Origin of the sequence: Pseudomonas sp. R3-57 (assembly GCF_051132065.1) — a bacterium.
Taxonomy (GTDB): domain Bacteria; phylum Pseudomonadota; class Gammaproteobacteria; order Pseudomonadales; family Pseudomonadaceae; genus Aquipseudomonas.
The window spans coordinates 2,894,333-2,920,165 of the sequence record NZ_CP071655.1 but is presented as its reverse complement, the minus strand read 5'-3'; the positions used below and the strand labels follow the sequence as shown (position 1 = coordinate 2,920,165).

The window sequence follows — 25,833 nt, the reverse complement described above, 5'->3', positions numbered from 1 at the left end:
GTTCGGCCAAATGCGGGACTGTCCTGAGTTTTGCTTTGCCCCGGGCGGCCTCTTCGCGAGCAGGCTCGCTCCCACAGGGGGATTGCATTGCAAATGTGGGAGCGAGCCTGCTCGCGAAGGCGGCCGATCATTCAATGAAAATCATCTGTGTTTTGTGGTGATACTTGCGTCACTTCAGGCCGATCTTGTACAGCGAGCCTTTATCCTCATCGGTCAGCACATACAGATAACCATCCGGCCCCTGACGCACATCACGGATGCGTTGATTCAGTTCGCCCAGCAGACGTTCCTCGTGCACGACCTTGTCGCCGTCGAACTGCAAACGGATCAGTTCCTGGGTCACCAGCGCACCGATAAACGCATTGTGCTGCCACGCTTTGAAGCGGTCGCCATCGTAGAACGTCATGCCGGTGACCCCCGGCGATTTTTCCCAGACATGGTGCGGGGCCACCGTGCCTTCGGCAGTTTTGCCCTGCGCTTCCGGAATGGGTTGCATCGAGTAATTGATACCGTGGGTTGCCAGCGGCCAGCCGTAATTCTTGCCGCGCTCGATGATGTTCACCTCGTCGCCACCGCGCGGGCCGTGTTCGTTTTCCCACAGTGTGCCGGTCCATGGGTTGAGCGCAGCACCCTGCGGATTGCGCAGGCCATAGGCCCAGATCTCCGGGCGGACACCAGACTGGCCGACGAAGGGGTTGTCGTCCGGCACCTTGCCGTCCGGGTACAGGCGCACGACCTTGCCTTGCAGCTTGTCGAGATCCTGAGCGGTCGGCCGATCGTTGTTCTCGCCCAAGGTGATGAACAGATAACCGTCGCGGTCGAACACCAGCCGCGAACCGAAATGATTGCCGACCGAGAGCTTCGGCTCCTGACGGAAAATCACTTTGAAATCCTTGAGCGTCTTCAAGTCATCGGAAAGTCGCCCGCGCCCGACCGCCGTCCCGGCCTTGTTGCCGGCGCCACCGCCTTCGGCATAGGACAGGTACACCAGCCGATCCTGCTTGAAGTCCGGCGACAGCACCACGTCCAGCAAACCGCCCTGCCCCTTGGCCCAGACCTGCGGCACGCCGGAGATCGGCGCCGACAGCTTGCCGTCGTTGCCGACCAGACGCAGATTGCCCGGCCGCTCGGTCACCAGCATGCCCTGGCGATCCGGCAGAAACGCCAGCGCCCACGGATGTTCCAGCCCTGCGGCGACGGTGGTGACCTCGAGGGTGCCCTGCTCGCTTTGCAGCTCTTTGGGCGCAGCGGCGAAGGCCGGCGCGCTGATCAGCGCACCGGCGCACAGTGTGGCTAAAAGGGTTTTACGCAACATGCACGATTCCTTTTGTTCGTTTCAGGGGCCGGCAGAGTACGGTTCTGCCGCTCAACGGTTGCTGTCTCCGCTGCGCGGAGGCGGGTTGGGAATGAAAGTCGGCGGGTGACTCGGCACCGAGCGAATCGGTTGGCCGTTGCCAATGCCACGGTTCTCGACGGTGGGCTGACGCGGCGTCGGAACGGTGTTGGGACCGCGGATGGGCGGTGTGCTCGGCTGGGTGCCTTGCATGCTGTTGGGATTGGCCCGGCGAATCGGGCTGTTGTACGGGTTATTGCTGTTGCCAGTCGGGCTTTGCGCCAGTAACAGGTCAGCGTGGACCATACCGCCGCTGAGCAGCAGAGCGAAGATGGCAAGCATGATGCGCTTCATGACGCAGCCTCTCGATGAGCAAGGAATAGAGCCTTCGAGTCCACGCTACGCTGCGGGTTCGGATTTGTTAACCCACACGCCTTAAACAACATGTAACACGACTTGACCAAGTGACGCCCGGCCCACGCATTCCGGGGAAACTTTCCGCCCGGCGCGCAGGTCATCCGATCATCACTCGGAGAACTGGCTATGGCTCGAGCAATCTGGAAAGGCGCGATCAGTTTCGGACTGGTTCACATCCCTGTCGCGCTGGTCTCGGCAACCTCGTCGCAGGGCGTGGACTTCGATTGGCTCGACAGCCGCAGCATGGAGCCAGTGGGCTATAAACGAGTAAACAAGGTCACCGGCAAGGAAGTCACCAAGGAAAACATAGTCAAAGGCGTGGCCTATGAAAAAGGCCGTTATGTGGTGCTCAGCGAGGAAGAAATCCGCTCGGCGCACCCGGTGTCGACCCAGACCATCGACATCTTCTCCTTCGTCGACGCCGAACAGATTCCCCTGCAAAACATCGACACGCCGTATTACCTGGCCCCCGATAAGCGCGGCGGCAAGGTCTACGCCCTGCTGCGCGAGACCCTGAGCAAAACCAACAAAGTCGCCCTCTCCCGCGTGGTCTTGCACACACGGCAGTACCTCGCCGCGCTAATGCCGGTCGAGGATGCGCTGGTACTGGTGAAACTGCGCTGGCCACAGGAAGTACGCAGCCTCGATGAACTGGCACTGGGCAGCGACGTGACCAAACCACAGTTGGCCAAGGGCGAACTGGACATGGCCAAACGCCTGGTGGAAGACATGAGCGGCGACTGGAGCCCCGACGATTACAAGGACGAGTTCGAAGACAAGATCATGGCGCTGGTCGAGAAGAAAGCCCATGAAGGCAAGATCGAAGACGTTGAAACAGTGGGCGGCGAGGAAGAACGTAAAACCGCTGACGTTATCGATCTGACCGAACTGCTCAAACGCAGCCTCGGCGGCAAGGCCCCGACCAAGTCCAAAGCAAAACCGGCGGCCAAGGCGCCGGCGAAGCGGACGAAGAAGGCGTCTGGATGAGCAATAGCCAGCGAGTCGGGAACAGTGTTGTCAGGGCTGGCCTCTTCGCGAGCGGGCTCGCTCCCACAGGGAAGCGGTGACATCCGTCAGGGAAAGGTCGGCTGTCAGGCCGCCATCGCTTGCAGGCAAGCTCCCACAGGGACTGAGTACAACCATAAGGCCGAATGTCAGCTCGCCTGCTTTTGATCCTGGTCACCGGCGGTGTTGAAGGCTGAAGGCTGAGAATCAAAAGCCCCTCACCCTAGCCCTCTCCCGGAGGGAGAGGGGACTGACCGCGGTGGATGTGAGAAATGCGCGAACCTGAAATACCGAGTCGAACGCAAGTTCCAAAACCAACCAAAATCGGCCCCCTCTCCCTCGGGAGAGGGCTGGGCGGGCGGCGTTCCGATGAGGGGCGAATCCACCGAAGATCTCAAGCCATGCGACGCTTCTCACCACTCAACAATGAGCGCCAGCTCGAGTGCTTTTGATCTTGCTTTTGACTCACCGGCGACGTCGGAAGGCTGAGTGGAGGGATCGATCCGGGCGTGGGAGCGCAGCGACCGTCTGGCGCAGCCAGACACAGCGGAAGGAGGTGCAGCGAAGCAAACCGTAGCCGCTGCGCCCGGATCGATCCCGCAGCGAAGGGACCCGAGCCTGCGAGGGCCGTACGTAGGAGCAAGCGTTTTTTGCTTACTTTTTTTGGCGTCTGAAAAAAAGTGAGTCGCCGTCAGGCGAAACCGCCAGCCGCAGCACCCGAAGCAACGGATATGCCCCCCAGAACTCAGCGCCTCAAAGCAAGCCCCAAACAAGAATCAGATCAAAATAAAGATCGCCAAAAGCCCAGCAAAAATCGCCCACTTCTCCAGGTAATAACGCGTACGGTTACGCTTCTTCAGCTCCTTGCCCCGCAACCGAATCTTGTAGATCCGCGCAAACAAACGGTTAATGCCACCCGTACGATCCCCCGCATCATTCGGCGCACCCGCCGCCGACATCACCGTACGACTGAACCAGCTGTTGAACGCCGCCGCCCAGCGATACTTCATTGGCCGCTCAATGTCACAAAACAGAATGATGCGATTCTTGTCAGTGGTGTTTTCCGCGTAATGAATAAACGTCTCGTCGAACATCACCGCCTCGCCATCGCGCCAGTGATAGCTCTCACCGTCAACGTTGATGTAGCAACCGGCATCGTTCGGCGTATCCAGGCCCAAGTGATAGCGGTACGAACCGGCATACGGATCGCGATGACGCACCAGCTTCGAACCCGGTGGCAGTTCGGCAAACATCGCCGCCTTGATCGAGCCAATGCTCTGCACCAGTTCGGTAGTGCGCGGGCAGAGTTTCATCGCCGAAGGATGGCTCTCGCCGTACCACTTCAGATAGAAACGCTTCCAGCCGCTTTTGAAGAACGAGTTGAAACCGACATCGTCGTACTGGTTCGAGCGTTTGATCTCACCGGCACGCAACAGATTCTGACCTTCTTCGCGAATCTCCTCCCAGTGCGCCTGCAACGGACTCAGGTCGGGAAACTCGCTCGGGTCGAGATAAGGCTGGTTCGGCTTTTTCGAAAACAGATAGAGGAAGCAATTGATCGGCGCGAGAAACGTCGAGTGGTCGCTCAGTTGTCGACCGAGCTTGTGCCGCACACGCCCGCGCAGGTGAACGTAGGCAATCGAAACGACATAGATAGCAGCAATGATGAGTTTCACGGAAATCGTCACACGTCAGAAGTGAACAAACTGCGCGCCGGGTGGCCGAAGGCCCTGCGTCTTGTGCAGCGGTCTGAATACAAAGTGGCACGTCCTTGAGCCCACGCCGTGTTCCGGCGTCGGTGAAAGGTGGCATTTTAGCCACAGTTTGTAACCGACTGTGAACCTTCATCTGTGAAAAACTGTCACGCGCGGCGCAACGCACCGATAACGCCGGCATCGTGCCTTCATTGAAAACTACAAGATGGCGCCAGCAGTCCATCGCCGGCGCTCGGTTTGACTGATCAATAACGATAAACCGCCGCCGCCCCGGTTTCGGTCGGCATCGAACGCTCCGGCGGTACGACCACCACTTCACCGCCCTGACGGATGACCGCCAGAATCAGCTCGTCGAGGACATCCTCCGAATGAATCTTACGGGTATCCGCCGCTTCACGATTCAGTGCATTCGCCGCAATCGTACCGGCCACTTCGCGCTCAGCCTCTACCAGCAACAGCGCCACCCTGCCCTCTGCCGCGGCGTTGGCAATTTCCGGCAAGTGTCGTCCCACTGCACCCTGACCAAGCGCCACGCCGAAGCGATCGAAGGCTTTGTCCAGCGCATCGTCATGCCGCTTGTGCAACACACTCGCGCAGGCCTGCGCCACTTGCGCTGGCTGTAGCGTCGCCGGGTCGCGTTCGATGCCGTCCGGCAACAGCAACGGGTTGTGGCTCACCGCGCGGAACACCGCCTGGTTCTCCGGGAGCGCGACAAGCACCAGCGGCAGGTTGCATGGGCGCGAGCAATATTCGGTAACGGCTTTGTCGACCGCGCGGAAGAACCGCTCGCGGTCGAGGTTGATTTCGTCCTGCTTACCGCCGCCGCCCGACTCATGCATCATCGGGTCACCGCGTTCGCCGCCACCGCTGAATCCGTCCGGGTGGCCCTGTTGATCGCGCGGGGTCAGTTCATCGCCAAGTGCGTCAACCTGACGAGTCGGCACCGCCGCCGGCAGTTCGACCTTTTCCATGTGCTGCGCCGTTCCCTGGTACATCTGCACGCAGTCCCGCGACAGGCAAAGCACTTGGCACCGATCAGTGACCGGCGCCAGGCGCAGCAACGGCTTGAGGTACGGGTGGCTGTTGACGATCACTGTTTCGCGAACCGTCCGATGCAGCCCGACGACGATGAAATGCTCTTCGCCAGCGAACACGGCAATGGACGCCGGGCAGTTGTTCCAGAACGTCTGATCGTCCAGCAACTGGTAAAACGGCGCGAGCACGATGTCCCCGGGAGCCTCTGGCGCGTGTTGATCAAGCAAATCCTCGAGCTGTCTGACCAGATTCTTGAAACGGATCGGATCTTGCGAACGCTGCGGAAACGTTCGATGCGCCGGCATGTACAGGCTGAGGTTGAGACGATCGCTCAGCGCCAGCAAGGTGTTCAGTGTCTCGTGAGTAAACGGTTGAATCCGGGCCATGACGACACTCCTTACTCTTTCTCCAGGTCAGCTTGTTTGGCGAGAAACTCGTCTTCGAGCATGGCGTCGATTTCCGCTGGGGAATCCTCGCGGACCGGCGGCGCCGTGAGGCGTCCGGTCGATTCGACGCGCGGTGACAAGCGCCCCACCAGATGCTCCAGCGCATGGGCGATCTTTTTCGCCGCGCCGGCGACGGCCAGTTCCAGACTCTCGGCATGGTGGCTGGCCGACAGCGAACTGTGCCCTTTGGGGTGCGCTTCGATCTGGCAGCGCTTGTCTTGCGCGCCGGCCTTCTGCGCATTGACGTCGCCGACATGAATCTCGAGCCGGGTCAGAAACGAGGTATAGCGATCCAGCTCGTCGACCACCGTGCTGCCCACCCATTCCTGCAGTTCGGCGCTGCCTTCGATATGGTTGCTGTCTACTTGTACTTGCATGGTGAAATACTCCGTGCGCTGGGCTTGAGGGTGATCAGCAGCTTCCCGGCGGGATGCCGTCCTTGTTGAAGTCTTTCAAGCGCTCGCGCTCCTGCTCGGTGGAATGCGCTGGCGCGGTGTCGTTCGGTTGGTTGTTCGGTTTATTGGGTTGATCGTTCTTTTCTTCAGTCATGATGACGCTCCCATGGGTAGCTGCCGCGTGCGGCGGTTGCTCAAGCTGTCGCTTTTCGTGCCCCCTCGGGAACTGCAGCAACGAGGTTTTCAGGCAATCGCGCTGTTCGCGCGCAAGGCTCTCGAGAGTGAATTCCCGGGCTTGATCGGCAGCGTTCTTCAGTAGTTGCCAGTCGTCCCGAGTGATCCATTCGTGCAGCAGCAATTCGTCGGCACGCTGGATCAGCGTGTGGTGATAATCCTCGGGAAAATCCAGCCGATAAGCGTCGTCCTCCAGCAACAGACGCCACGCTTTCAGTTCCATTTCAAGATCGGTCTCACTCACGATGGTGTCCTTCTCGGGTCGGTTGTTTACCTCGCCAGGCAAGGTAAACCACGCATTGCACTTCGCTCAGCTCACTTGCGCGAGCAGGTCTTTGCGGATGAACTCGCGGACCGTGGCCAAGTGGGTTTCTTCTTGCTCCAGCGCATGTTTGAAGCGCTTGGCGATCAACGGATGACCGCCCTTCTGTGCCAGCTCGATCAGCAATTCCCAGGCGGCGTTGTCTTCAAGCTCAATGGTCAGAATCGCACTCATCGACTGCGACACCGTGGTGCGCGGGTCGGTTAGCACCTGCAGCACGCCCATCGCCTTGACGCCGGCCACGTCCGCGCACGGCGTCATGGCGGTGGGATCGCCGCCGAGGGTTTCGATGGCTTCGCGCACGATATTCATGTGCTCGAGTTCTTCGGCCTGGATCTGCCGCAACGTGTCGACCAGCGCCGGATCGGCACCGGGCGCCGAGGTGGCCTTGGCGACCATCGCCTCATACAGGCGCACGCCGGTGCGTTCGAAGGCCAGGCGTTCGCCGAGTTTGTCGATCAGCACTTCTGGAGCCTTGCCGATGGTTTTGTCCAGCGCAGTCTTGAGCATGCCCTTGGTGGTGCCCGGCGCCGGCACCGAGCCGATCAGGTCAGCCTCGCGAATCGCCCGTTCACGTTCAGCGGTGTAGTCGCTCATGTCGCCCGGGACATCGGCCGGGAACATGCGCGTCGCTTCCAATTGGCGAGCGGTGTCCTGCGGCGAGGTCTGAATGCCGGTGCGATTGGTGCCGATGGTGACTTGAGGTTCGCTCATTGCTGTTCTCCCACTTCGTTGAGTTCCGTGCCCGGTTTGAAGGTGTAGCCGGCCGAGGCGATGTTGGCGGGCACGCCTTCGCTGTTGAGTTGCGCGCGGTAATCAAGGGAAGGTCGTGCTTCGCGCTCCTTGGGCACGTAGTCGATGCCATGCGCGCGCAGGTCGACTTCCCGCGACAGGGTTTCGCGGACGAAATCGCGCTGGCTCTTGAATTCGATCATCCGTGGCAATGGCCCGGCGAGCACTTCGGCGGGGTCGCGTCGTTCGTATTTCTTGAACAGTTCGCAGGCCAGGTTGAGGTGCCCCAGTTCGTAGTCGACGTAGCGCTCCCACAGCGCTTTGAGGCGTGGGTTTTCTTCCTGCTCGGCGCAACTGGCGTAGGTGTAGACCTCCATCGCTTCGTGGACCAGCCACTTCTCCATGAACGTTTCGGCAGGGTCCTGCAACGAGCCGTACTGGGTGACGTGCTGTTCTTCGACTGAGGCGATCTCGGCATACAGCGCGCGGGCTACCGGATCGGCAAACAGCGGGCCGATGTTCATGTAGTAATCGTGGGTCTGGTATTCGGCGCCGGTGATCAGCGCCGCGTGGATCTTGGTGATCAGCGCGGCGTTGTCTTTTTCGTAGTTGTCGCGCAGGTCGTCACCGGGGGCGCGGTGATGCTCGCTGGTCGGCCGACCGGGCACCAGATCGGTGTAGCCCTGGAGGATGTTGTTGGCGTCCTTGCCTTCGAGCCGATCGAGCATAGCGGCGTAGCGATACAAATGATCGAAGTCTTCGAGCAGGCCAAACCGGTAGGTCTGTGCCTGATACGGATCGGGCTCGTTCTGCGCGACGGCAGCGGTCACCTCGATCGCCACCTGTTCATAGGCCACCGTGGTTTCCAGTGGCGAATGATCCGCCGAAAGCAGCCAGTTGATCGAAGTCATCTGGTGCTGCTCGGCGCGGCGAATCTGTGCGAGCGGCAGTTGCAGTTCCTTGTGAAAGCGTGCGCCAAAGTGCTTGAGTCGCAGCGCGTCGGACTCCACCCCGTTCATCAAAATCACCCGCACACGGGTAAACGCATCGTCATCGAGCTTGCTGATCGGTTTGCCGGCCAGCTCGCGCCAGGTAAACGTCTGCTTGTCCAACGGCGTGCCTTTGTTGTCCAGCAGGTTGTCAATTTTTGTCATCTGTTGCTCTCCTCAATCAGTCAACACGCAACGCCTCGCGAGGCACGCTGTGAAAAATCGACTGCGCCAGTCATGCGGCCATTCCTGTGTTTCGACGGATAGCGTTCTACAGCGCAACGGCCGTATTGAAAGGCTTGCGGTCTCATGGAGATGACCATAAGAGCGAGGAAAAACATCGATTTACTTGCGCTAAAACCCGATGAGCGGCGCAGTACCGCGCTCAGACATCAAGCGCAGCGAGGCTGGCAAAACCCGCACAATGCTCAACGCTCATGCAGCATCGCCTGCATCTGCCAAAGCGTGCGAAAACGGCCCTGGCGCAGGCGCAATTCATCCGGCGGGCCGTCTTGCACGATCTCGCCCTGTTCCAGCACCAGCACGCGGTCGAAGCCGGCAATGGTCGAGAGCCGGTGCGCTACGGCGAGCACCGTTCTGCCGCGCATAAGGTTGGCTAACGCGCGCTGGATAATCGCCTCGGAATCGGAATCCAGCGCCGAGGTGGCCTCGTCCAGAATCAGGATCGGCGCGTTCTTGAGAAAGGCGCGCGCCAGCCCGAGGCGCTGACGCTGGCCGCCGGAAAGCGTGACGCCGCGTTCTCCGACCAGCGTGTGGTAACCCTCGGGTAAGGCCTGCACGAACTCATCGCAGAACGCCTGCCGGGCGGCGTCGATGATTTGCTCCTCGGTGGCGTGGGGCTGGCCGTAGCCGATGTTTTCCAGAATGCTGCGATTGAACAACGCAGGCTCCTGCGGCACGACGGCGATCTGCCGACGCAGGCTGTCCTGGCTGACCGAACGAATATCCCGGTCATCAATGAGGATCACACCGCTTTGCACGTCATCCAGACGTTGCAACAGGCTGAGCAAGGTCGATTTGCCGGAACCCGAGGTGCCGGCGATGCCAACACTCTGCCCCGGCGGAATTTCCAGAAACAGATGCTTGAACACCTGACAACCGTCCGGATAGGCATAGCTCACGTCGAGCAGTTTGATGCCGCCGCGCGTTGGTGCCAGTTCCTCCGGCGTGTCGCTGAGTTCGTGGGGTTGCGCGATGATGCTCAGGGTTTCGGCAATCACGCCCATTTGCTGGCTGGCGTCGACCAGCGCCAAGGCCAGATCGCGCGAACCGTGAAGAATGCGAAAGGTCAGCGCGCTGACCATCACCACATCGCCCGCCGTCACCTGGCCCTGCCGCCATAACAGGATGGCCCAGCCCAGCATGGCCCCGGCCATGATCGACAGGCAGACATCGTGCAGCACCCGAGCCTTTTCCAGATAGATCCAGCTGTGTCGATGGGCAGCGGCCTCGATGCCGATCTCGCGCTCCAACCGCTGACGTTCACGCTCGCGTCCGGAAAACGCCTTGATGGTCCAGACATTGGAGACCAGATCGACGATCTCGCCGCCGACCCGTGCCGACTGCGAAGCGAATGCGATATGCCGGTGCCTGCCACGCACCCCGACCATCGTCAGCAACGCCGCCACCAGCAACACGCAGACGATCAGTGCCAGCGCCATCGAGTCGCGAACAGAAAACAGCACCACCACCGCGCCGAGAAAATCCACGCAGGGCGGCACGATGCGCCACGCCAGGCCGCCATAGACGACATCGGCGGCGCCACCGGCCGCCGCCACCCGGTTGGCCAGCGAGCCGCTGAAGTGCCGCTTGAAATAGCGCATCGGGTGGCCGGTCAGGTGATGAAACAGATCCACGCGCAGATCGGCACAACTGCCGACCACGGTGTAGCAACCGACCCAGCCGCCGAGTCGCCACAACACGTTTTCCAGCACGATCAGCGCGATGAACAGGCTGAACGCGCGCCACACTTGCCCGGCCTGTGACTCACCGGCCATCGCATCGACCAGCAGTTTCATGCCGTACTGCACCGCCACCGCGCAGCACGCCGCGCCGACCACCAGCGACAACATGGTGCTGAAGTGAAATGGCCGCACCCTGACATAACGCCACAAGAAGGCACTCGCCGAGGCCGGCAATGGTTCATCACGCAAATGCTGGAAATTCATCGTTGCCACCGCTCATCAGCCCTTTGCCGGTGCTCGCCGATGCGCTCGGGCACTTGCGCAAGCTCAACACATAACGGATGGAACCCTGCGCGCTCGCCCTCGCCATCGGGGTAGCCGAAAACACCGGTCGGACAGTAACGGTCGTCATCCCAGCCGGGATAATCAAGAAACGGATACCAGCAAATGCCCTGCACCGGCACGCCTCGCGCGAGAGCAATTTGCACCTGCTCGACGATATAGCGCAGCCACGGCACGCGCTCGGTGTCCTCCGCCCCGGTCTCCGAGATCAGCAGCGGTCGCTGATAACGCTGATGCAGTTCTTTGAGCATGCCGGCCAGCGGTCGGTAATCGCGTTCACCGCGCTGGATTCGCGCCCCTTCGAAAAACCACTGGTTATGCGGGTAAAAGTTCGCACCGATGATGTCCAGGTAATGTTCCTGCCCGCCCAGTCCGGGCCATTGCCGCCCGGCCAGCAAATCCCAGGCTTCGAACTGCGCCAGGCGATATCGCTCGGCGTTTTCCAGCTCGTCGCTGCGCCGCGAGCCGGAGATGACGTTGATCAACGGATCGCACTGGACGAAACGCGCGGCCGGCGCCTGTTCGCGAATCGCCTCGATCGCCGCGATGCTCGCTCGAACCAACTGATGTTTGAGCTCTTGGCCGCGCCCGTGAGCACCGGGGTTGAAATAGCCGACATCACCGCCGGCCCAACTCCAGAAGGAGATTTCATTGATCGGCGAATAACAAGGCACGCTCACCCCTTCATCGCTCATCAGTCGCGCCACGGCACCGGCAAAACGGGCGAAGCGCTCGACAAACGCCGGCTGCCAGATATCCAGATCATCCGGATAGCCGTAATGGCACAAGTCCCAGACCACTTGCAGCTGCGCGCCTTGCGCCGCTTTGAGCATCGGCAGAAAACTGCCCCAGTCATATCGGCCGGGGCTGCGTTCGATCAGATGCCAGCGCAACCCGTCCCGTGCGCAGCGGATGCGCAGATCGGCCAGTTGCCGGTAGTCCTTGGCTGCCCACTGCGCGTGGCCGGTGCTGCCGAGCAGATCCAGCCGTCGGCCATCGCGGCGGCGCTGGCTGGAACATTCGTAACCGGCCATCACAAAGCTGTCGAACAGCGCAGCGGGCTCGAGTCCGTCACCCTTCGGCTGCGCGGTCATCAGGCATCCAGCCTCGCTTCGGCGGGTAGCGTCTGGCTCTGCGCTTCTATATCGCGGTACAACGCCAACGCCTGCCCGACGACCTGGTCCATGTTGTAGTACTTGTAAGTGCCCAGCCGCCCGAGAAACGTCACGTTCGGGGTTTGCTCGGCGAGCGCCCGGTAGCGCTTGTACAGTTCGGCATTTTCCGGGCGCGGCACCGGGTAATACGGGTCGCCGTCGTCACAGGGAAACTCATAGCTGATGCTGGTGCTCGGGTGCGTCTGGCCGGTGAGATGCTTGTACTCGGTGATCCGCGTGTACGGCACCTCGGGGTCGGGAAAATTCACCACGGCGACCGGTTGATAGCGCTCCTGCTCCAGCGTCTGATGCTCGAAGCGCAAGGAGCGGTACGGCAAACGCCCCAACTGAAAGTCGAAGTACTCATCGATCGGCCCGCAGTAAATGACATGCCGGTACTTCACCACATCGCGCACGTGCTTGAAGTCCGTGCTCAGCAACAGATCGATTCGCGGGTGTTCGAGCATCCGTTCGAACATTTGCGTGTAACCGTGCAGCGGCATGATCTGGAAAGTGTCGGTGAAGTAGCGGTCGTCTTCGTTGGTGCGCGTCGGCACCCGCGAGGTCACCGATTTGTCCAGCGCCGATGGATCGAGCCCCCACTGTTTTCGCGTGTAGCCGCGAAAGAATTTTTCATACAGCTCACGGCCGATCTGGTTGACCACTACGTCTTCGGAGGTGCGAATGGTCGCCACCGGTTCGGCGCGCTCGGCCAGAAACTGTTCCGCCTCGACCGAGTTCATCGACAAACCGTAGAGCGCATTGAGCGTAGTCAGGTTGATCGGGATCGGCACCAACTGTCCGTCAACCCTGGCCAGCACTCGGTGCTCGTAAGGACGCCACTCGGTAAAACGCGACAGGTAATCGACGATGCGCTGCGCGTTGGTGTGAAAAATGTGCGGACCGTAGCGGTGCACCAATACGCCCGCGGCATCGTAATGGTCGTATGCATTGCCGGCGATATGGTCGCGCCGATCGATCAGCAGCACGCGGCGGCCGAGGCCGTCGGCCAAGCGTTCGGCGATGACACTGCCGGCAAACCCGGCGCCGACGATCAAATAGTCATAGACCCCACTGTCGGTCTGACTGGACGGGCCGGATCTGGCCGCTTCAAGGGTTATCTGAGGCATTCGATCTGCTCCTTCATGAAGCGGCAAGTGTTGTCCCACGACATGCCCGCGATCGCGGCGTCGGCGCGCTGTACGAATTCATCGGTGCCTTTGAGCGGCAGCGCGCGCTCGATCGCTTCGATGAAAGCATCGGCCGTATCGGCAATGAACACCGCCCCGCTCTCCCCGTAGCCGCTGATCACATCGTGGATCGGCGTCGACACCACCGGACAGCCGCCAGCGAGATATTCCGGGGTCTTGGTCGGGCTGATAAAACGAGTGGAGGCATTGAGGGCGAACGGCATCAGCGCCACGTCCCAACCGCTGAGACAGGCCGGCAGTTCGTCGTATTGCTTGGCGCCCAGGTAATGAATGTTCGGCCGGCGTGGCAGCGTCTGCGGATCGATCTTGACCACCGGCCCGACCAGCACGATTTGCCAATCGGCACGTTGCTGCGCGACCTGTTCGATCAGATCGATATCGAAGCGCTCATCGATGACACCAAAAAAACCCAGGCGTGGCCGTGCGATCGAGGCCTGATCCGATGGTTCCGGCACATCCTCGCGCGCCACTGCGAAGTGCGCGATATCGACGCTGCTCGGCACCGGATAAGCGTTGCCATGCTGGCGCTGCTTGACCTCCCACAGACTGACGCCGCCGGTGAACACCACATCCGCCCGCCCCATCAGCAAGCGCTCCATGTCGATCAGTTGCGCCGGCGCGCCCATGAACGCCGACAGCTCGTCCATGCAGTCGTAGATCGTGACTTGGGCATCGAGGTGATCGGTAAACGCCAGGCTCATCGGGGTGAAGTACCAGAGCAGCAGATCGCCCTGCTCACGCCCGGCAAGCAGTTGGTCGAGCAACGCGCGTTGCGCTGACACCACGGCTTCGTGATCGAGGCCTTCGGGCACATGCGGGACCGCCACTTGTATGCCTGCGGCGGGCGTCGAGGTTTCCAGCCAGGGACTCTCGCCAGCGGAGACCACTGGCTCTTCAAAAAAAATCACATCGTAGTTTTGTGCCAGGCGCGACATCACATGCTGCGGCCGCTGAAAAACAAAACCCCAGCGCAGATGCGATAGGCACACCAGCGTGGGGCGGATTTGCGGCGCCAGCTCGACGAGCTTTTGCGCATTCAGAATCGGCGACTGTCCGGGTTGTTCGGCAAGGTTCATGGCAAGGTCCTTATCAAGAGAAAGAAAGACGACTCAGGGTCGAGCCATCGGGCCGTAACACCTGTGAAACAGCAGGTGTCCGGCGTCTCTCGATGAGTCCGTACGGCTCTTGATCGTTGGAAACGTGGCGTTCATGAGGCGTTCACACGAACAATAATCGCAGCCGATGAACTGCACATACCGGCTGGCAAACCGGCTTGAACTCCGCCCGGAAAATGCTCCCTACCTTTCAACAGGCATCACTGCGAGCGCGGCTGATGCATCGAAAAACGAAATGATCGAGGGCGGGCGCATGATTCTGATAACGGGTGGTGCGGGCTACATCGGGGCGCATGTCGCGCTGGAATTGCTGGCCAGGAACGAGGACGTGCTGATTCTGGACAACCTGTGCAACAGCCAGCGCTCGGCGATCGAGCGCATCAGCACGCTGGCCGGGCGGCGACCGGGATTCATTCAGGGCGATGTGCGCAACCGGCGTTTGCTCGACACGCTGCTGCGCGACTATCCGATCGATGCCGTGGTGCATTGCGCCGGGTTGAAAGCGGTCGGCGAGAGCGTGCACGAGCCGTTGCGTTACTACGACAACAATGTCGGCGGCAGCCTGACCTTGTGTCAGGCGATGGCGCAGGCCGGGGTTTTCACGTTGGTGTTCAGCTCATCGGCCACGGTGTATGGCGATTGCAGCACGATGCCGATCAACGAGTCCTGCGCCACCGGGCAGCCGACCAATCCTTATGGCATGTCGAAGCTGATGGCGGAAAACATCATGCAGAGTGTTGCCAGCTCCGACCCACGCTGGTCGATAGGCCTGCTGCGCTACTTCAACCCGATCGGTGCCCACCCTTCCGGCTTGCTGGGCGAAGCGCCGCTGAACATGCCGAACAATCTCTTGCCCTTTCTGCTTCAAGTTGCCAGCGGGCAACGTGAATACCTCTCGGTGTTCGGCAACGACTACCCGACAGCGGATGGCACCGGGGTGCGCGACTACATTCATATCGTCGACCTGGCGCAGGGACACCTTTGCGCGCTCGACGCATTGCGCGAGCGCAGCGGTGTGAACATCTGGAACCTGGGCACCGGACGAGGCTACTCGGTGCTGGAGCTGGTCAAGGCTTTCGAACAGGTCAGCGGCGTACCGATTGCGCTGCAGTTCAAGGGCCGGCGGCCGGGCGATGTCACCTGTTGCTGGGCCGATCCGCAAAAAGCCGCTGACGAACTCGGCTGGCGGGCCAGCCGGTCTTTGCAAGACATGCTGACCGATGCGTGGCGATGGCAATGCAGTCAACTTGAAACCGAGTGGATCAGAGAGGCCAATTGAAACCTGCAGCACCCGCCAAAGCAGATCACAGCAATGTGCGTTGGCTGGTCGCGTCGCCATACAACTGCCTTGTTGATTATGCGACAATGCGCGCAATGTCCAACATATGACCCCCGCATGCATCGCTCAGCAGCCTGGCCACCCCGGCCAATGGTTGCTGGCGAAGCATGCGCGTTGGCGCAACTCAAGCTCGGATCGGGCGGAGCCGGCAAAGCTCCAGGTTGGTATCAAGTCGGTATCAGGCACACATGACCCGCTCCAAACCATTGATAGGTAAGGTAATTGATCTCCACAGCTAACATCACGATGCAGTTCGGCGCCAAGCCGCTCTTCGAAAACGTTTCGGTCAAGTTCGGCGCGGGCAATCGCTACGGTCTGATCGGCGCCAACGGTTGCGGCAAGTCGACCTTCATGAAAATCCTCGGCGGCGACCTCGACCCGTCCGGCGGTCAGGTCATGCTCGAACCGAACGTGCGTCTGGGCAAGCTGCGCCAGGATCAGTTCGCTTACGAAGAATTCACCGTGATCGACACCGTGATCATGGGCCACGAAGAGCTGTGGAAGGTCAAGGCCGAGCGCGACCGCATCTATTCGATGGCGGAAATGACCGAAGAAGACGGCATGGCCGTCGCCGAGCTGGAAACCGAGTTCGCCGAAATGGACGGCTACACCGCCGAATCCCGTGCCGGTGAACTGCTGCTGGGTCTGGGCATTCCGCTGGAACAGCATTTCGGTCCGATGAGCGAAGTTTCGCCAGGCTGGAAACTGCGCGTATTGCTGGCGCAGGCGCTGTTCTCCGATCCAGAAGTGCTGTTGCTCGACGAACCGACCAACCACCTGGACATCAACACCATTCGCTGGCTGGAAAACATCCTCACCCAGCGCAACAGCCTGATGATCATCATCTCCCACGACCGGCACTTCCTGAACAGCGTGTGCACGCACATGGCTGACCTGGATTACGGCGAGCTGCGTCTGTTCCCGGGCAACTACGACGAGTACATGACCGTGGCGACCCAGTCCCGCGAGCAACTGCTGTCGGACAACGCCAAGAAGAAAGCGCAGATTTCCGAGCTGCAATCGTTCGTCAGCCGCTTCTCGGCCAACGCCTCGAAAGCCAAGCAGGCCACGTCCCGCGCCAAGGCGATCGACAAGATCCAGCTGGCCGAGGTCAAGCCTTCGAGCCGCGTCAGCCCGTTCATTCGTTTCGAACAGAACAAGAAGCTGCACCGTCAGGCAGTCATGGTCGAGAAAATGGCCAAGGGTTTCGACGGCAAGCCGCTGTTCAAGGATTTCAGCTTCCAGGTTGAAGCCGGCGAGCGCGTGGCGATCATCGGCCCGAACGGTATCGGTAAAACCACCCTGCTGCGCACCCTGGTCAACGAGCTGACCCCGGATGCCGGTACCGTCAAGTGGACCGACGCCGCGGAACTGGGCTACTACGCTCAGGACCACGCGCACGATTTCGAAGACGACGTGACCCTGTTCGACTGGATGGGCCAGTGGACTCAAGGCGAGCAGATGATCCGTGGCACGCTGGGCCGGATGCTGTTCTCCAACGACGAGATCCTCAAGTCGGTCAAGGTGATTTCCGGTGGTGAGCAAGGCCGCATGCTGTTCGGCAAGCTGATCCTGCAAAAGCCGAACGTGCTGATCATGGACGAACCGACCAACCACCTCGACATGGAATCGATCGAAGCGCTGAACCTGGCGCTGGAAAACTACCCGGGCACGCTGATCTTCGTCAGCCACGACCGCGAGTTCGTCTCGTCGCTGGCCACGCGCATCATCGAGCTGAGCCCGGATGGCGTGACCGACTTCAGCGGCACTTACGATGATTACCTACGTAGCCAGGGCGTCGTTTTCTAAACGCAGCTGTGAGTTATTAGCTGCAAGCTACAAGCTAAAGCCCTGTCCCTGGTGACGGGGCTTTTTGCAATTTGATGCCGAGTGATCAGTTGGTGCGGGGACCTTCGCGAGCAGGCTCGCTCCCACATTTTGAACGCGTTCTACCTGCCATGATCGTTCCCACGCTCCGCGTGGGAATGCAGCCCGGGACGCTCCGCGTCCCAAAGCAGACGCAGAGCGTCCATGGCGGCGTTACCACGCGGAGCGTGGGAACGATCATCGCATTTTAAATGTGGGAGCGAGCCTGCTCGCGAAGGCGGCCTCAGCACCACCGCACTCATCGGTGAAGTCGTTAGCCTGCTTTCTTTTCATCCATGCCCGCGCCATGATGACGGCAACGCTCCCACCGCCGCCCGCGATCGAGTTCACATGTCTGCACAGCCTCAACCCCCGCAAAGCTCCCTGGCGATCACGCTGAAGATCGTCTCCATCGTCTTCTATACCTTCATTGCCTTCCTCTGTATCGGCCTGCCGATCGCGGTGTTGCCCGCTTACGTGCATGAGCAACTGGGTTTCAGCGCGGTGATTGCCGGGCTGGTGATTGGTTCGCAGTACCTGGCCACCCTGCTCAGCCGGCCGATGGCCGGGCGCATGTCGGATACCCTCGGGACCAAGCGGGCGATCATTTACGGTTTGTGGGGCATTGTGCTCAGTGGTGTGCTGACGCTGGTTTCGACGTTGCTGCAGGATTTTGCCCTGACCAGCCTGATCATTCTGATCATCGGTCGCTTGCTGCTCGGCGTGGCGCAAGGCTTGATCGGTGTGGGCACGATCAGTTGGTGCATGGGCGCGGTCGGCGTCGAGCACACGGCGAAATCCATCGGCTGGAACGGCATCGCCTCGTACGGTGCCATCGCCATCGGCGCGCCGCTGGGTGTGGTGATGGTCGCCGATTACGGTTTCACCAGCCTTGGCATTGCCTTGGCTGCACTGGCGGCCGGCGCGCTGCTGCTGATTCGCAACAAACCCTCGGTGCCGGTGATTCGCGGCGAACGCTTGCCGTTCTGGGCGGTGTTCGGGCGAATCGCACCTTACGGCACCAGCCTGACACTGGCCTCGATCGGCTACGGCACGCTGACCACCTTCATCACCCTTTATTACCTGGATCGTGGCTGGACCGGCGCAGCGTACTGCCTGACGGTGTTCGGCGTGTGTTTCATCCTGTCGCGGCTGCTGTTCATTTCGGCGATTGCGCGTTTTGGCGGCTTCACCTCGGCCATCGCCTGCATGAGCGTCGAAACCCTGGGCCTGGTGTTGTTGTGGCTGGCGCCGTCCACCGCGTTCGCCTTGATCGGCGCCGGGCTGGCGGGGTTTGGCCTGTCGCTGGTGTACCCGGCGCTGGGTGTCGAGGCGATCAAGCAAGTGCCCAGTTCCAGCCGTGGATCGGGGCTGGGGGCGTATGCGGTGTTTTTCGATCTGGCGCTGGCGATTGCCGGGCCGTTGATGGGCGCGGTGGCGTTGAATCTTGGCTATGGGTGGATATTCTTCAGTGCTGCGATGTTGTCGGTGATCGGCTTGGGGCTGACGTTGCTGCTCAAGCGCCGGACAACAACCTGAACCTGACGCGGTCCCCTGTAGGAGTGAGCCTGCTCGCGATAGCGGAGTGTCAGTCGACATCTTCTTACCTGATACACCGCTATCGCGAGCAGGCTCACTCCTACAAGGGATCTGCGACGGTTCATTGATCGGCAGTCTGCATCCCCGCCCGTGTCGGTTTGCCCAGCGCATGGGAGAAGAAGCGGCCGGCCTCGGAGATCAGGTTGCGGTGGATGTCCTCGCGGTCGACACCATCGGCATCGGTGCACAGCGCCGGCATCGCGCGGATCTGCTCTTCATTGCACGGCGCCAGGAACACGAAATGCCCTGCCCCGGCCAATAATTTGAAGTCCGGCGCGGTCGGCAGTTTGCGCGCCAATGCGGCGGCGTTCTTGTCGAAGGCCACCAGTTTGTCGCCGTCGCCGCTGTAGAGCAGCACCGGCACGTGCACATCGGCCAGGGTGTGCCGGCCGAACTTCAGGCTCAGCGGCGCCATCAGCAGCAAGGCGTGGACACGCGGGTCGGGCACCGGTTGCAGATCATCGCGATCGACGATCAATTCACCCTGAGTGTTACAGGCGTCGTGATCGTCCGGGCGTTCCTGGCAATAGCGACGCAGGCGATCCAGATCCGGTTGCGCGCCGGAGAGGATCAACGCGGTCTCGCCGCCCGCCGAATAACCGATCACGCCGACCTGTTCGGCATTCACATAAGGCGCGAGCATGCCGTCGCCAAGTGTCGCGGTGATCGCTTGGGAAATCTGGATCGGCCGCCCGTAGAGATTGCTCAGGGTACCGAGGCGGCTGTGATCCTTGGAGTTATCGCCGGGGTGAATCACTGCGACCACCACAAAACCCTTGCGCGCCAGCGAGGTCGCGAGATCGTGCAAGGCCAGCGGTGTGCCGGTGTTGCCGTGCGAGAGCATGAGCATCGGAAAACGGCCGATGGCGACTTTGGTGTCTTTACCCGCCTCAACCGAATAGCCCTCGAGCAGGCTCTGGTGTTCGCGGTCGCTGGAGGGATAAAACGCAATTGCGCGCATCGGTTGCAGATCCAGCGGATCGAGAAAGGTCATTTCGTGGTAGCCGACGCTCCACACGGGGTGTCGTCCGGGCGCAGCCTGCACTGAATCGAGGCTGACCAGCAGGCCTATCAGTAACACTGCACAAAGACGCACCATGGATGCCCCACCCTGTTTTGACTGAATCCGGTGATTCGCTGCCTGCGTGGATCGGCGCGCGAACGCTGAGCGATCAACTGCATAACCCGGGCCAGATTATGTAACAGGCAGAAACAAAAAACTCCGTATTCGCCCCTTGCGGAACCAGAATACAAAGTTTTTTGAGTGCTGCCTGAACCGTAGCTGTTCTTTACGCAAGCCTTACGCGGCGGCGAACAGTTGCTCGCTGATCTTCGCCTGGGCTGCGGCCATGGCGTTGTTGCGCACTTCTTCGCCGTAAGCCAGACCTTCAGCGCGAACGATTTCGATGTCGGTGATGCCGAGGAAGCCCAACACCAGCTTCAGATATTCTTCGTGAGCGATGCCGCTGGCCTGACCTGCATGGATGCCACCGGAGGTGGAAACGATCACCACTTTCTTGCCACCGCACAGGCCTTCAGGGCCGGCTTCGGTGTAACGGAAAGTCTGACCGGCGACGGCAACGCGGTCGATCCACGCCTTGAGTTGGGTCGGCACGGTGAAGTTGTACATCGGCGCGGCAATCACCACGGCGTCGGCAGCGATGAACTCGGCCAGGGTGCTGGCGCTCAATTCGGCTTCGTGCTGTTGCGCGGCGTCACGCAGTTCAGCGGTGGTGCCAGCGGCGACCAAGGTAGTCGAGGAAAAGTGGCTGATCGCGTCAGCCGCCAGATCACGGTAAGTCACCACTGCGCTCGGCTCAGCGGCCTGCCAGGCTTTGACGACCTGGCTGCTCAGCTGACGGGATGCCGAGTTGTCGCCCAGGATGCTCGAATCGATATGCAGCAGTTTCATGTGGATACTCCTTAAGTGATCGCCAGTTGCGACGCAATGGAGACAATCCTACGCAAGAAACCAATGGATGATTAGCCGCCTGCAATGCGATAGTTTGTCCTATTGATAGAACAGTCGGGTGACTCGAATGCAAGACCTCAACGATCTCTACTATTTCGCTAAAGTTGTCGAGGCCGGTGGGTTCGCTGCGGCAGGGCGTTTGCTGGGCATTCCCAAATCACGGCTGTCGCGGCGCATTGCCGAACTGGAAGAACGCCTTGGCGCGCGACTGCTGCAACGCACCACCCGCCAGCTCAACCTGACGGCCGTCGGCGAGCGCTACTTGCGCCACTGTCAGGCGATGTTGCTGGAAGCCGAAATGGCGGATGAGGCCGTGGCGAGCATGTCCAGCGAACCGCGCGGTCGTTTGCGGGTGTCCTGCCCGACCGGGCTGGCGCGGGAGATGCTGCCGTGGGTCATCAGCGAATTCCTCGGCAAATTTCCGCAGGTGCAACTGGAAGTGGTGCTGCTCAATCGCCGTGTCGATCTGGTCGGCGAAGGTTTCGATGTGGCGCTGCGCGTGCGCGAGCATGGTGATGAAGATCCATTGCTGGTCACCCGGCGTCTGCGTCAGGCGCAGATGGTCGTGGTCGCCAGCCCGGCGTTTGTCGCGGACCACCTGGTCAATCATCCGCAGGACCTGAAGAACCTGCCGGTGCTTGGTGCGCTTGAGGCTGATCGTCTGGTCCATGTGCGCTTGCTCGACGCCCAGGGCAAGAGTTTCGAGCTGAACATGGAGGCGCGTCTGGGCATCGATGACTTTATTGTGCGCAAGGCTTGTGTGCTGGCCGGGCAGGGTTTCACCCTGCTGCCGATGATGTATTGCGAAGAAGAGCTGCGCAACGGCACGCTGGTGCAGATGCTGCCGCAGTGGTCACTGCCCGGCGGCTGGCTGCAAGCAGTGTATCCGCATCGGCGCGGGGTGATGCCGGCGGTGCGTGCGTGGATCGATCATCTGGTCGAATCGTTTAATGCCTGTGGGGAGCGACCGCTATGAGCAAGGGAAAAATGAGCGAAGCCGAAGCGGCGGCGTTCTGCCTGGCATTGCCGGGCGCTCGGGAAGATTACAAGTGGGGCGGCGTGCGCGTGTTTTCGATTGCCGGTAACAAGATGTTTGCCTTGCAGGGACTGCGTGGCGACTCATTGGCTTTCAAGGTCGACAAGGATCTGTTCCTCGGCCATTGCGACCGCCCCGGCATTCACCCGGCACCGTATCTGGCGCGGGCGCAGTGGATCATCATGCACCCGCCCTACCCGCTGGGCGCCGAGGAGTTGCAGGGGCTGTTGCAGCGCTCGCATCAACTGGTGGTGGGCAAGTTGCCGAAAAAGACCCAGATCGGATTGCTGCTTTAATCCCAATCCCCTGTAGGAGTGAGCCTGCTCGCGATAGCGGTGTGTCAGCCGCTACATTTTCAACAGATAGACCGCTATCGCGAGCAGGCTCACTCCTACAGGGGGCGGAGGTGGTCTTAAGACAGTGTCAGCAGGTTCGAGCCGAGGAACAGCTGGTCGATCCAGAACACCTGATGCAGCACGACGATCACCCAGAACAGAAGCTGGAACGACACCTTGCGCGTCTTGTGCCGGAACACTTGCTGGGCGATCAGTGCGCCCGGCCAGCCGCCGGCCAGTTCCACGGTGTGGAGGATGTTTTCCGGGGTGCGCCAGGCATCGGTGCGGGCCTTGCGCTTGTCGGCCCAGTACATGAAGAACGCCAGCACGCTGACAATCCCGTACGCCGCCAGCGGCACCAGGGAAATCCCGCGCAGCCACATCGACACGGAACCGAACAGCGGCAACACGCACACCACCAGCAGCACCAGCAATTTGAATTTCAGATGCTGAATCGCGCCGCCCGAGGGCCGACATTCGGTGCGGCGTGCGCGGGAATCGTTCATGGCTTGGCTGCCGCCCAGTCGACCCAGCCGAACTGCCAGGTCGCCAGAATCACCAGACCGAACACGATCCGGTACCAGGCGAACGCCGCGTAGCTGTGGCTGGCAATGAACTTGAGCAGGCCGCGCACGGCGATCATGGCGAAGATGAACGCGGTGACGAAACCGATGGCAAACACCGGGAAATCTGCCGGTACAAACAATTCGCGATATTTATAACCCGAGTAGACCGCCGCGCCGACCATGGTTGGCATCGCCAGGAAGAACGAAAATTCAGTGGCGGTCTTGCGCGACAGGCCGAACAGCAGGCCGCCAATGATCGTCGAGCCGGAGCGCGAGGTGCCGGGGATCATCGCCAGGCACTGGGCGAAGCCGACTTTCAGCGCGTCCTTCCAGGTGATCTCGTCGACCGTTTCGGCGTGCACCTCGTGCTGACGCTTCTCTGTCCAGAGCATGATCACCCCGCCCACCACCAGCGCGGCCGCGACCGTGATCGGGTTGAACAGGTATTCGTGGATCAGGTCGGCAAAAATCACCCCCAGCACCACTGCCGGCAGGAAGGCGATCAGCAGGTTGGCGGTAAAGCGCCGTGCGCTCGGCTGGGTCGGCAGACCGATGACCACGTCGAGAATCTTGCGGCGAAACTCCCAGACCACCGCGAGAATCGCGCCGAGCTGGATGATGATATTGAACGCCATGGCCCGTTCGCCGCCGAAATCGAGCAAGTCGGCAACGATGATCTGGTGTCCCGTACTGGAAATGGGCAAAAACTCCGTCAGCCCTTCTACAACTCCTAGTATCAGTGCCTGCAAGGCCGTCCAAAGATCCATCAATCCCCCAAAGAGCGATGCGCACCGGCATGCCCCGATAGTATTTTTTTACGTTCACTGCGATCAGCGTAGCTGTTTATGGCTGTGCCGATTCCGCGCGCACAGAATCCACACGAAACGGTAAAAATTCCGTGAAACTTCAAAATGGATTCAGGTTTTCACGCGCGGGGCCGAAATCCTAACAGACAAGCCTTAATAGCGCTGCCGCGTTATACGACTTGGGTCGCCTATGCCCGCCCGCGTTATCGTGGCTGGATGCTGGCGGTCAATCATTACAAGAACAAGAACCCGGAGTGACAGCGTTATGAACAGCTTGCGCAGTGTGTCGATCAGCCGACGCTTGTGGCTCATCTTGATTGTGGCGGTGGTCATGTTGCTGACCTTGGGCGTGCTGATGCTCAAGCAGATCCATGATGACCTTTATCACGCCAAGGCCCAGAAAACCCAGCACGTGGTGCAGACCGCCAGCGGCCTGCTGACCTATTACCATGGCCTGCAGACCGCCGGCACCTTGACCAAAGAAGCGGCGCAGCAACAGGCGCTGACGGCGATTCGCGGCTTGCGCTACGACCAGAGCGATTACTTCTGGATCAACGACCTCACGCCCGTGATGGTCATGCACCCGACCAATCCCAAGCTCGAAGGCCAGAACCTCTCGGCGATCCGCGACCCGGACGGTTTTGCGGTGTTCAACGAGATGGTCGCCATCGCCAGGGCCAACGGCGCCGGCATGGTCAACTATCGCTGGCCGAAACCCGGCGCCACCGACCCGGTGGCGAAAACCTCCTACGTCAAACTGTTCGAGCCGTGGGGCTGGGTGATCGGTTCCGGCGTGTATGTCGATGACGTGCAGGCCGAATTCCAGGGGCAGATGCTGAAAGCCTCGGTGATCGGTCTGGCCATCGCGCTGATCATGGCGCTGCTGGTGATCCTGATCGCGCGCAGCATCGTCCGGCCGTTGCAGGAAACCGTCAACGCCATGGCCAACATCGCCAGCGGCGAAAGCGACCTGACCCGCAGCCTCGATACCCATGGCAAGGATGAAGTCACCGAACTGGCGCACCATTTCAACGCCTTCACCGCCAAGTTGCGCGGAGTGATCGGCGACTTGCAGGTCTCGGCCAGCGCCCTCGGCCAATCCTCCAGCGAGCTGGGCAACGACGCCTCGCAGGCGCAACAACGCAGCCAGCAGCAGTCGCAGCAGATGGAACTGGTGGCCACCGCGATCAACGAAGTGACCTATGGCGTGCAGGATGTGGCGAAAAACGCCGAGCACGCCGCGGCCGAAATGCGTGATGCCGAAGCGCAGGCGCAACAGGGCCAGATCAATATCGACGGCAGCCTGCAACAAATCGACAAGCTGTCCGGCACCATCGATCAAGCGGTGGAAGTGATTCGTACGCTAGCGGCCGAAAGCACGCAGATCGGCAGTGTGCTGGAAGTGATCCGCTCGATTGCCGAGCAGACTAACCTGCTCGCGCTCAACGCCGCCATCGAAGCCGCGCGCGCCGGCGAGCAAGGTCGCGGGTTTGCTGTTGTGGCCGATGAGGTGCGCTTGCTGGCGCAGCGTACGCAGAAGTCCACCGCAGAAATCCAGTCGATGATCGAGCGCTTGCAAAACCATTCCGAGGCCGCCGTGAAGGTGATCGGCGACAGCAGCAAAGCCTCGCAATTGACTATCGAACAAGCGGGGCTTGCCGGCGCCAGCCTTAATGCGATCGGCCAGGCCCTGCGCAATCTCAACGGCCTGAACGCCTCGATTGCCAGCGCGACGTTGCAGCAGGCGCATGTGGTTGAAGACATCAATCAGAACGTGACGCAGGCGGCGGGGCTTTCGCACAGCACGGCGTTGGCGGCGGAGCAGTCGAGCGCGGCGAGTTTGCGGCTTGGGCAACTGAGCGAACAGCTCAACGGGTTGCTGCGCCAGTTTCGCGTCTAGTCACCTTCCTTTGTAGGAGTGAGCCTGCTCGCAATAGCGGTGTG

At 60.8% G+C, this 25,833-nt stretch carries 23 protein-coding genes; 7 read left to right on the top strand and 16 right to left on the bottom strand.

What is annotated here, in order from left to right; translation table 11 throughout:
- Nucleotides 1-169 precede the first annotated feature (169 nt).
- Both J3P93_RS13245 and J3P93_RS13240 read right to left on the bottom strand, forming a co-directional pair.
- Nucleotides 170-1,315 (bottom strand): PQQ-dependent sugar dehydrogenase, encoded by a 1,146-nt coding sequence (locus J3P93_RS13245; RefSeq protein ID WP_434598065.1) that lies wholly within the window; start codon nt 1,313-1,315, stop codon nt 170-172.
- Between the two features lie 51 nt (nt 1,316-1,366).
- The gene (locus J3P93_RS13240; protein ID WP_434598063.1) at nt 1,367-1,687 is read right to left on the bottom strand and encodes a hypothetical protein; all 321 of its coding nucleotides are present in this window, start codon (nt 1,685-1,687) and stop codon (nt 1,367-1,369) included.
- A 189-nt stretch (nt 1,688-1,876) separates the two neighbouring features.
- Here J3P93_RS13240 and J3P93_RS13235 point away from each other — a divergent pair, with 189 nt between their 5' ends.
- Nucleotides 1,877-2,737: a Ku protein gene (locus J3P93_RS13235; protein WP_434598061.1), complete on the top strand. Its 861-nt coding sequence runs from the start codon at nt 1,877-1,879 to the stop codon at nt 2,735-2,737.
- Nucleotides 2,738-3,531: 794 nt separating this feature from the next.
- On the opposite strand, the gene lpxO is transcribed toward J3P93_RS13235, so the two are convergent.
- The 10 genes from lpxO to J3P93_RS13185 all read right to left on the bottom strand — a co-directional run bounded on the left by lpxO (nt 3,532) and on the right by J3P93_RS13185 (nt 14,331).
- Nucleotides 3,532-4,431 carry a lipid A hydroxylase LpxO gene (lpxO, locus tag J3P93_RS13230; RefSeq protein WP_394502181.1) on the bottom strand — a complete coding sequence of 300 codons (900 nt, stop codon included), beginning with the start codon at nt 4,429-4,431 and terminating at the stop codon, nt 3,532-3,534.
- A 284-nt stretch (nt 4,432-4,715) separates the two neighbouring features.
- A complete protein-coding gene (locus J3P93_RS13225; protein ID WP_434598058.1) occupies nt 4,716-5,891 on the bottom strand; it encodes a hypothetical protein in 1,176 nt (391 codons plus the stop codon).
- Nucleotides 5,892-5,902: 11 nt separating this feature from the next.
- The gene (locus J3P93_RS13220; protein ID WP_090283609.1) at nt 5,903-6,328 is read right to left on the bottom strand and encodes an HPF/RaiA family ribosome-associated protein; all 426 of its coding nucleotides are present in this window, start codon (nt 6,326-6,328) and stop codon (nt 5,903-5,905) included.
- A gap of 34 nt (nt 6,329-6,362) precedes the next feature.
- Nucleotides 6,363-6,824, bottom strand: coding sequence for a hypothetical protein (locus J3P93_RS13215; protein WP_434598527.1), 462 nt, complete (start codon nt 6,822-6,824; stop codon nt 6,363-6,365).
- Nucleotides 6,825-6,890: 66 nt separating this feature from the next.
- A complete protein-coding gene (locus J3P93_RS13210; protein ID WP_090283610.1) occupies nt 6,891-7,616 on the bottom strand; it encodes a DUF892 family protein in 726 nt (241 codons plus the stop codon).
- Nucleotides 7,613-8,788 (bottom strand): hypothetical protein, encoded by a 1,176-nt coding sequence (locus tag J3P93_RS13205; protein ID WP_090283611.1) that lies wholly within the window; start codon nt 8,786-8,788, stop codon nt 7,613-7,615. The genes J3P93_RS13210 and J3P93_RS13205 overlap by 4 nt, the downstream gene beginning before the upstream one ends.
- Before the next feature lie 263 nt (nt 8,789-9,051).
- A complete protein-coding gene (locus J3P93_RS13200) occupies nt 9,052-10,812 on the bottom strand; it encodes an ABC transporter ATP-binding protein (protein WP_434598055.1) in 1,761 nt (586 codons plus the stop codon).
- Nucleotides 10,809-11,984, bottom strand: coding sequence for a beta-glucosidase (locus J3P93_RS13195; protein ID WP_434598053.1), 1,176 nt, complete (start codon nt 11,982-11,984; stop codon nt 10,809-10,811). Before J3P93_RS13195 ends, J3P93_RS13200 begins: the two co-directional genes overlap by 4 nt.
- Nucleotides 11,984-13,174 (bottom strand): UDP-galactopyranose mutase, encoded by a 1,191-nt coding sequence (glf, locus tag J3P93_RS13190; RefSeq protein ID WP_434598051.1) that lies wholly within the window; start codon nt 13,172-13,174, stop codon nt 11,984-11,986. Before glf ends, J3P93_RS13195 begins: the two co-directional genes overlap by 1 nt.
- Nucleotides 13,162-14,331, bottom strand: coding sequence for a glycosyltransferase family 1 protein (locus tag J3P93_RS13185; protein WP_434598049.1), 1,170 nt, complete (start codon nt 14,329-14,331; stop codon nt 13,162-13,164). Before J3P93_RS13185 ends, glf begins: the two co-directional genes overlap by 13 nt.
- A gap of 292 nt (nt 14,332-14,623) precedes the next feature.
- On the opposite strand from J3P93_RS13185, the gene galE reads away from it, so the two are divergent.
- From galE to J3P93_RS13170, 3 genes are all read left to right on the top strand, one after another.
- Nucleotides 14,624-15,649: a UDP-glucose 4-epimerase GalE gene (galE, locus tag J3P93_RS13180; RefSeq protein WP_434598047.1), complete on the top strand. Its 1,026-nt coding sequence runs from the start codon at nt 14,624-14,626 to the stop codon at nt 15,647-15,649.
- A gap of 282 nt (nt 15,650-15,931) precedes the next feature.
- Complete coding sequence (locus tag J3P93_RS13175) at nt 15,932-17,518, top strand: ABC-F family ATPase (RefSeq protein WP_090283621.1); 1,587 nt, start codon at nt 15,932-15,934, stop codon at nt 17,516-17,518.
- A 408-nt stretch (nt 17,519-17,926) separates the two neighbouring features.
- Nucleotides 17,927-19,114, top strand: coding sequence for an MFS transporter (locus tag J3P93_RS13170; protein WP_434598045.1), 1,188 nt, complete (start codon nt 17,927-17,929; stop codon nt 19,112-19,114).
- Nucleotides 19,115-19,235: 121 nt separating this feature from the next.
- On the opposite strand, the gene J3P93_RS13165 is transcribed toward J3P93_RS13170, so the two are convergent.
- Together J3P93_RS13165 and J3P93_RS13160 are read right to left on the bottom strand one after the other, a co-directional pair.
- Nucleotides 19,236-20,273: an alpha/beta hydrolase family protein gene (locus J3P93_RS13165; RefSeq protein WP_434598043.1), complete on the bottom strand. Its 1,038-nt coding sequence runs from the start codon at nt 20,271-20,273 to the stop codon at nt 19,236-19,238.
- Nucleotides 20,274-20,474: 201 nt separating this feature from the next.
- Entirely contained in the window at nt 20,475-21,086 is a 612-nt protein-coding gene (locus J3P93_RS13160; RefSeq protein WP_434598041.1) for an FMN-dependent NADH-azoreductase, read from the bottom strand.
- A 127-nt stretch (nt 21,087-21,213) separates the two neighbouring features.
- On the opposite strand from J3P93_RS13160, the gene J3P93_RS13155 reads away from it, so the two are divergent.
- On the top strand, nt 21,214-22,122 hold the full coding sequence (locus J3P93_RS13155) for a LysR substrate-binding domain-containing protein (protein ID WP_203418170.1): 909 nt from the start codon (nt 21,214-21,216) through the stop codon (nt 22,120-22,122).
- On the top strand, nt 22,119-22,478 hold the full coding sequence (locus J3P93_RS13150) for an MmcQ/YjbR family DNA-binding protein (RefSeq protein WP_434598038.1): 360 nt from the start codon (nt 22,119-22,121) through the stop codon (nt 22,476-22,478). Before J3P93_RS13155 ends, J3P93_RS13150 begins: the two co-directional genes overlap by 4 nt.
- Nucleotides 22,479-22,594: 116 nt before the next feature.
- On the opposite strand, the gene J3P93_RS13145 is transcribed toward J3P93_RS13150, so the two are convergent.
- A complete protein-coding gene (locus J3P93_RS13145; protein ID WP_434598036.1) occupies nt 22,595-23,023 on the bottom strand; it encodes a DUF1294 domain-containing protein in 429 nt (142 codons plus the stop codon).
- Entirely contained in the window at nt 23,020-23,850 is an 831-nt protein-coding gene (locus J3P93_RS13140; RefSeq protein ID WP_434598034.1) for an undecaprenyl-diphosphate phosphatase, read from the bottom strand. The genes J3P93_RS13145 and J3P93_RS13140 overlap by 4 nt, the downstream gene beginning before the upstream one ends.
- Nucleotides 23,851-24,154: 304 nt before the next feature.
- Between J3P93_RS13140 and J3P93_RS13135 the strand changes: the two genes are divergently transcribed.
- On the top strand, nt 24,155-25,789 hold the full coding sequence (locus J3P93_RS13135) for a methyl-accepting chemotaxis protein (protein WP_434598032.1): 1,635 nt from the start codon (nt 24,155-24,157) through the stop codon (nt 25,787-25,789).
- The last annotated feature ends 44 nt before the right edge of the window (nt 25,790-25,833 follow it).

What these genes read in the sequence shown, in the direction of transcription:
- J3P93_RS13165 (WP_434598043.1), bottom strand. Translation starts at nt 20,273, where the DNA reads ATGGTGCGTCTTTGTGCAGTGTTACTGATAGGCCTGCTGGTCAGCCTC.
- J3P93_RS13240 (WP_434598063.1), bottom strand. Translation starts at nt 1,687, where the DNA reads ATGAAGCGCATCATGCTTGCCATCTTCGCTCTGCTGCTCAGCGGCGGT.
- J3P93_RS13185 (WP_434598049.1), bottom strand. Translation starts at nt 14,331, where the DNA reads ATGAACCTTGCCGAACAACCCGGACAGTCGCCGATTCTGAATGCGCAA.
- J3P93_RS13195 (WP_434598053.1), bottom strand. Translation starts at nt 11,984, where the DNA reads ATGACCGCGCAGCCGAAGGGTGACGGACTCGAGCCCGCTGCGCTGTTC.
- galE (WP_434598047.1), top strand. Translation starts at nt 14,624, where the DNA reads ATGATTCTGATAACGGGTGGTGCGGGCTACATCGGGGCGCATGTCGCG.
- J3P93_RS13170 (WP_434598045.1), top strand. Translation starts at nt 17,927, where the DNA reads ATGTCTGCACAGCCTCAACCCCCGCAAAGCTCCCTGGCGATCACGCTG.
- J3P93_RS13245 (WP_434598065.1), bottom strand. Translation starts at nt 1,315, where the DNA reads ATGTTGCGTAAAACCCTTTTAGCCACACTGTGCGCCGGTGCGCTGATC.
- J3P93_RS13135 (WP_434598032.1), top strand. Translation starts at nt 24,155, where the DNA reads ATGAACAGCTTGCGCAGTGTGTCGATCAGCCGACGCTTGTGGCTCATC.
- J3P93_RS13205 (WP_090283611.1), bottom strand. Translation starts at nt 8,788, where the DNA reads ATGACAAAAATTGACAACCTGCTGGACAACAAAGGCACGCCGTTGGAC.
- J3P93_RS13140 (WP_434598034.1), bottom strand. Translation starts at nt 23,850, where the DNA reads ATGGATCTTTGGACGGCCTTGCAGGCACTGATACTAGGAGTTGTAGAA.
- glf (WP_434598051.1), bottom strand. Translation starts at nt 13,174, where the DNA reads ATGCCTCAGATAACCCTTGAAGCGGCCAGATCCGGCCCGTCCAGTCAG.
- J3P93_RS13210 (WP_090283610.1), bottom strand. Translation starts at nt 7,616, where the DNA reads ATGAGCGAACCTCAAGTCACCATCGGCACCAATCGCACCGGCATTCAG.
- J3P93_RS13160 (WP_434598041.1), bottom strand. Translation starts at nt 21,086, where the DNA reads ATGAAACTGCTGCATATCGATTCGAGCATCCTGGGCGACAACTCGGCA.
- J3P93_RS13200 (WP_434598055.1), bottom strand. Translation starts at nt 10,812, where the DNA reads ATGAATTTCCAGCATTTGCGTGATGAACCATTGCCGGCCTCGGCGAGT.
- J3P93_RS13145 (WP_434598036.1), bottom strand. Translation starts at nt 23,023, where the DNA reads ATGAACGATTCCCGCGCACGCCGCACCGAATGTCGGCCCTCGGGCGGC.
- J3P93_RS13150 (WP_434598038.1), top strand. Translation starts at nt 22,119, where the DNA reads ATGAGCAAGGGAAAAATGAGCGAAGCCGAAGCGGCGGCGTTCTGCCTG.
- J3P93_RS13225 (WP_434598058.1), bottom strand. Translation starts at nt 5,891, where the DNA reads ATGGCCCGGATTCAACCGTTTACTCACGAGACACTGAACACCTTGCTG.
- J3P93_RS13235 (WP_434598061.1), top strand. Translation starts at nt 1,877, where the DNA reads ATGGCTCGAGCAATCTGGAAAGGCGCGATCAGTTTCGGACTGGTTCAC.
- J3P93_RS13155 (WP_203418170.1), top strand. Translation starts at nt 21,214, where the DNA reads ATGCAAGACCTCAACGATCTCTACTATTTCGCTAAAGTTGTCGAGGCC.
- J3P93_RS13220 (WP_090283609.1), bottom strand. Translation starts at nt 6,328, where the DNA reads ATGCAAGTACAAGTAGACAGCAACCATATCGAAGGCAGCGCCGAACTG.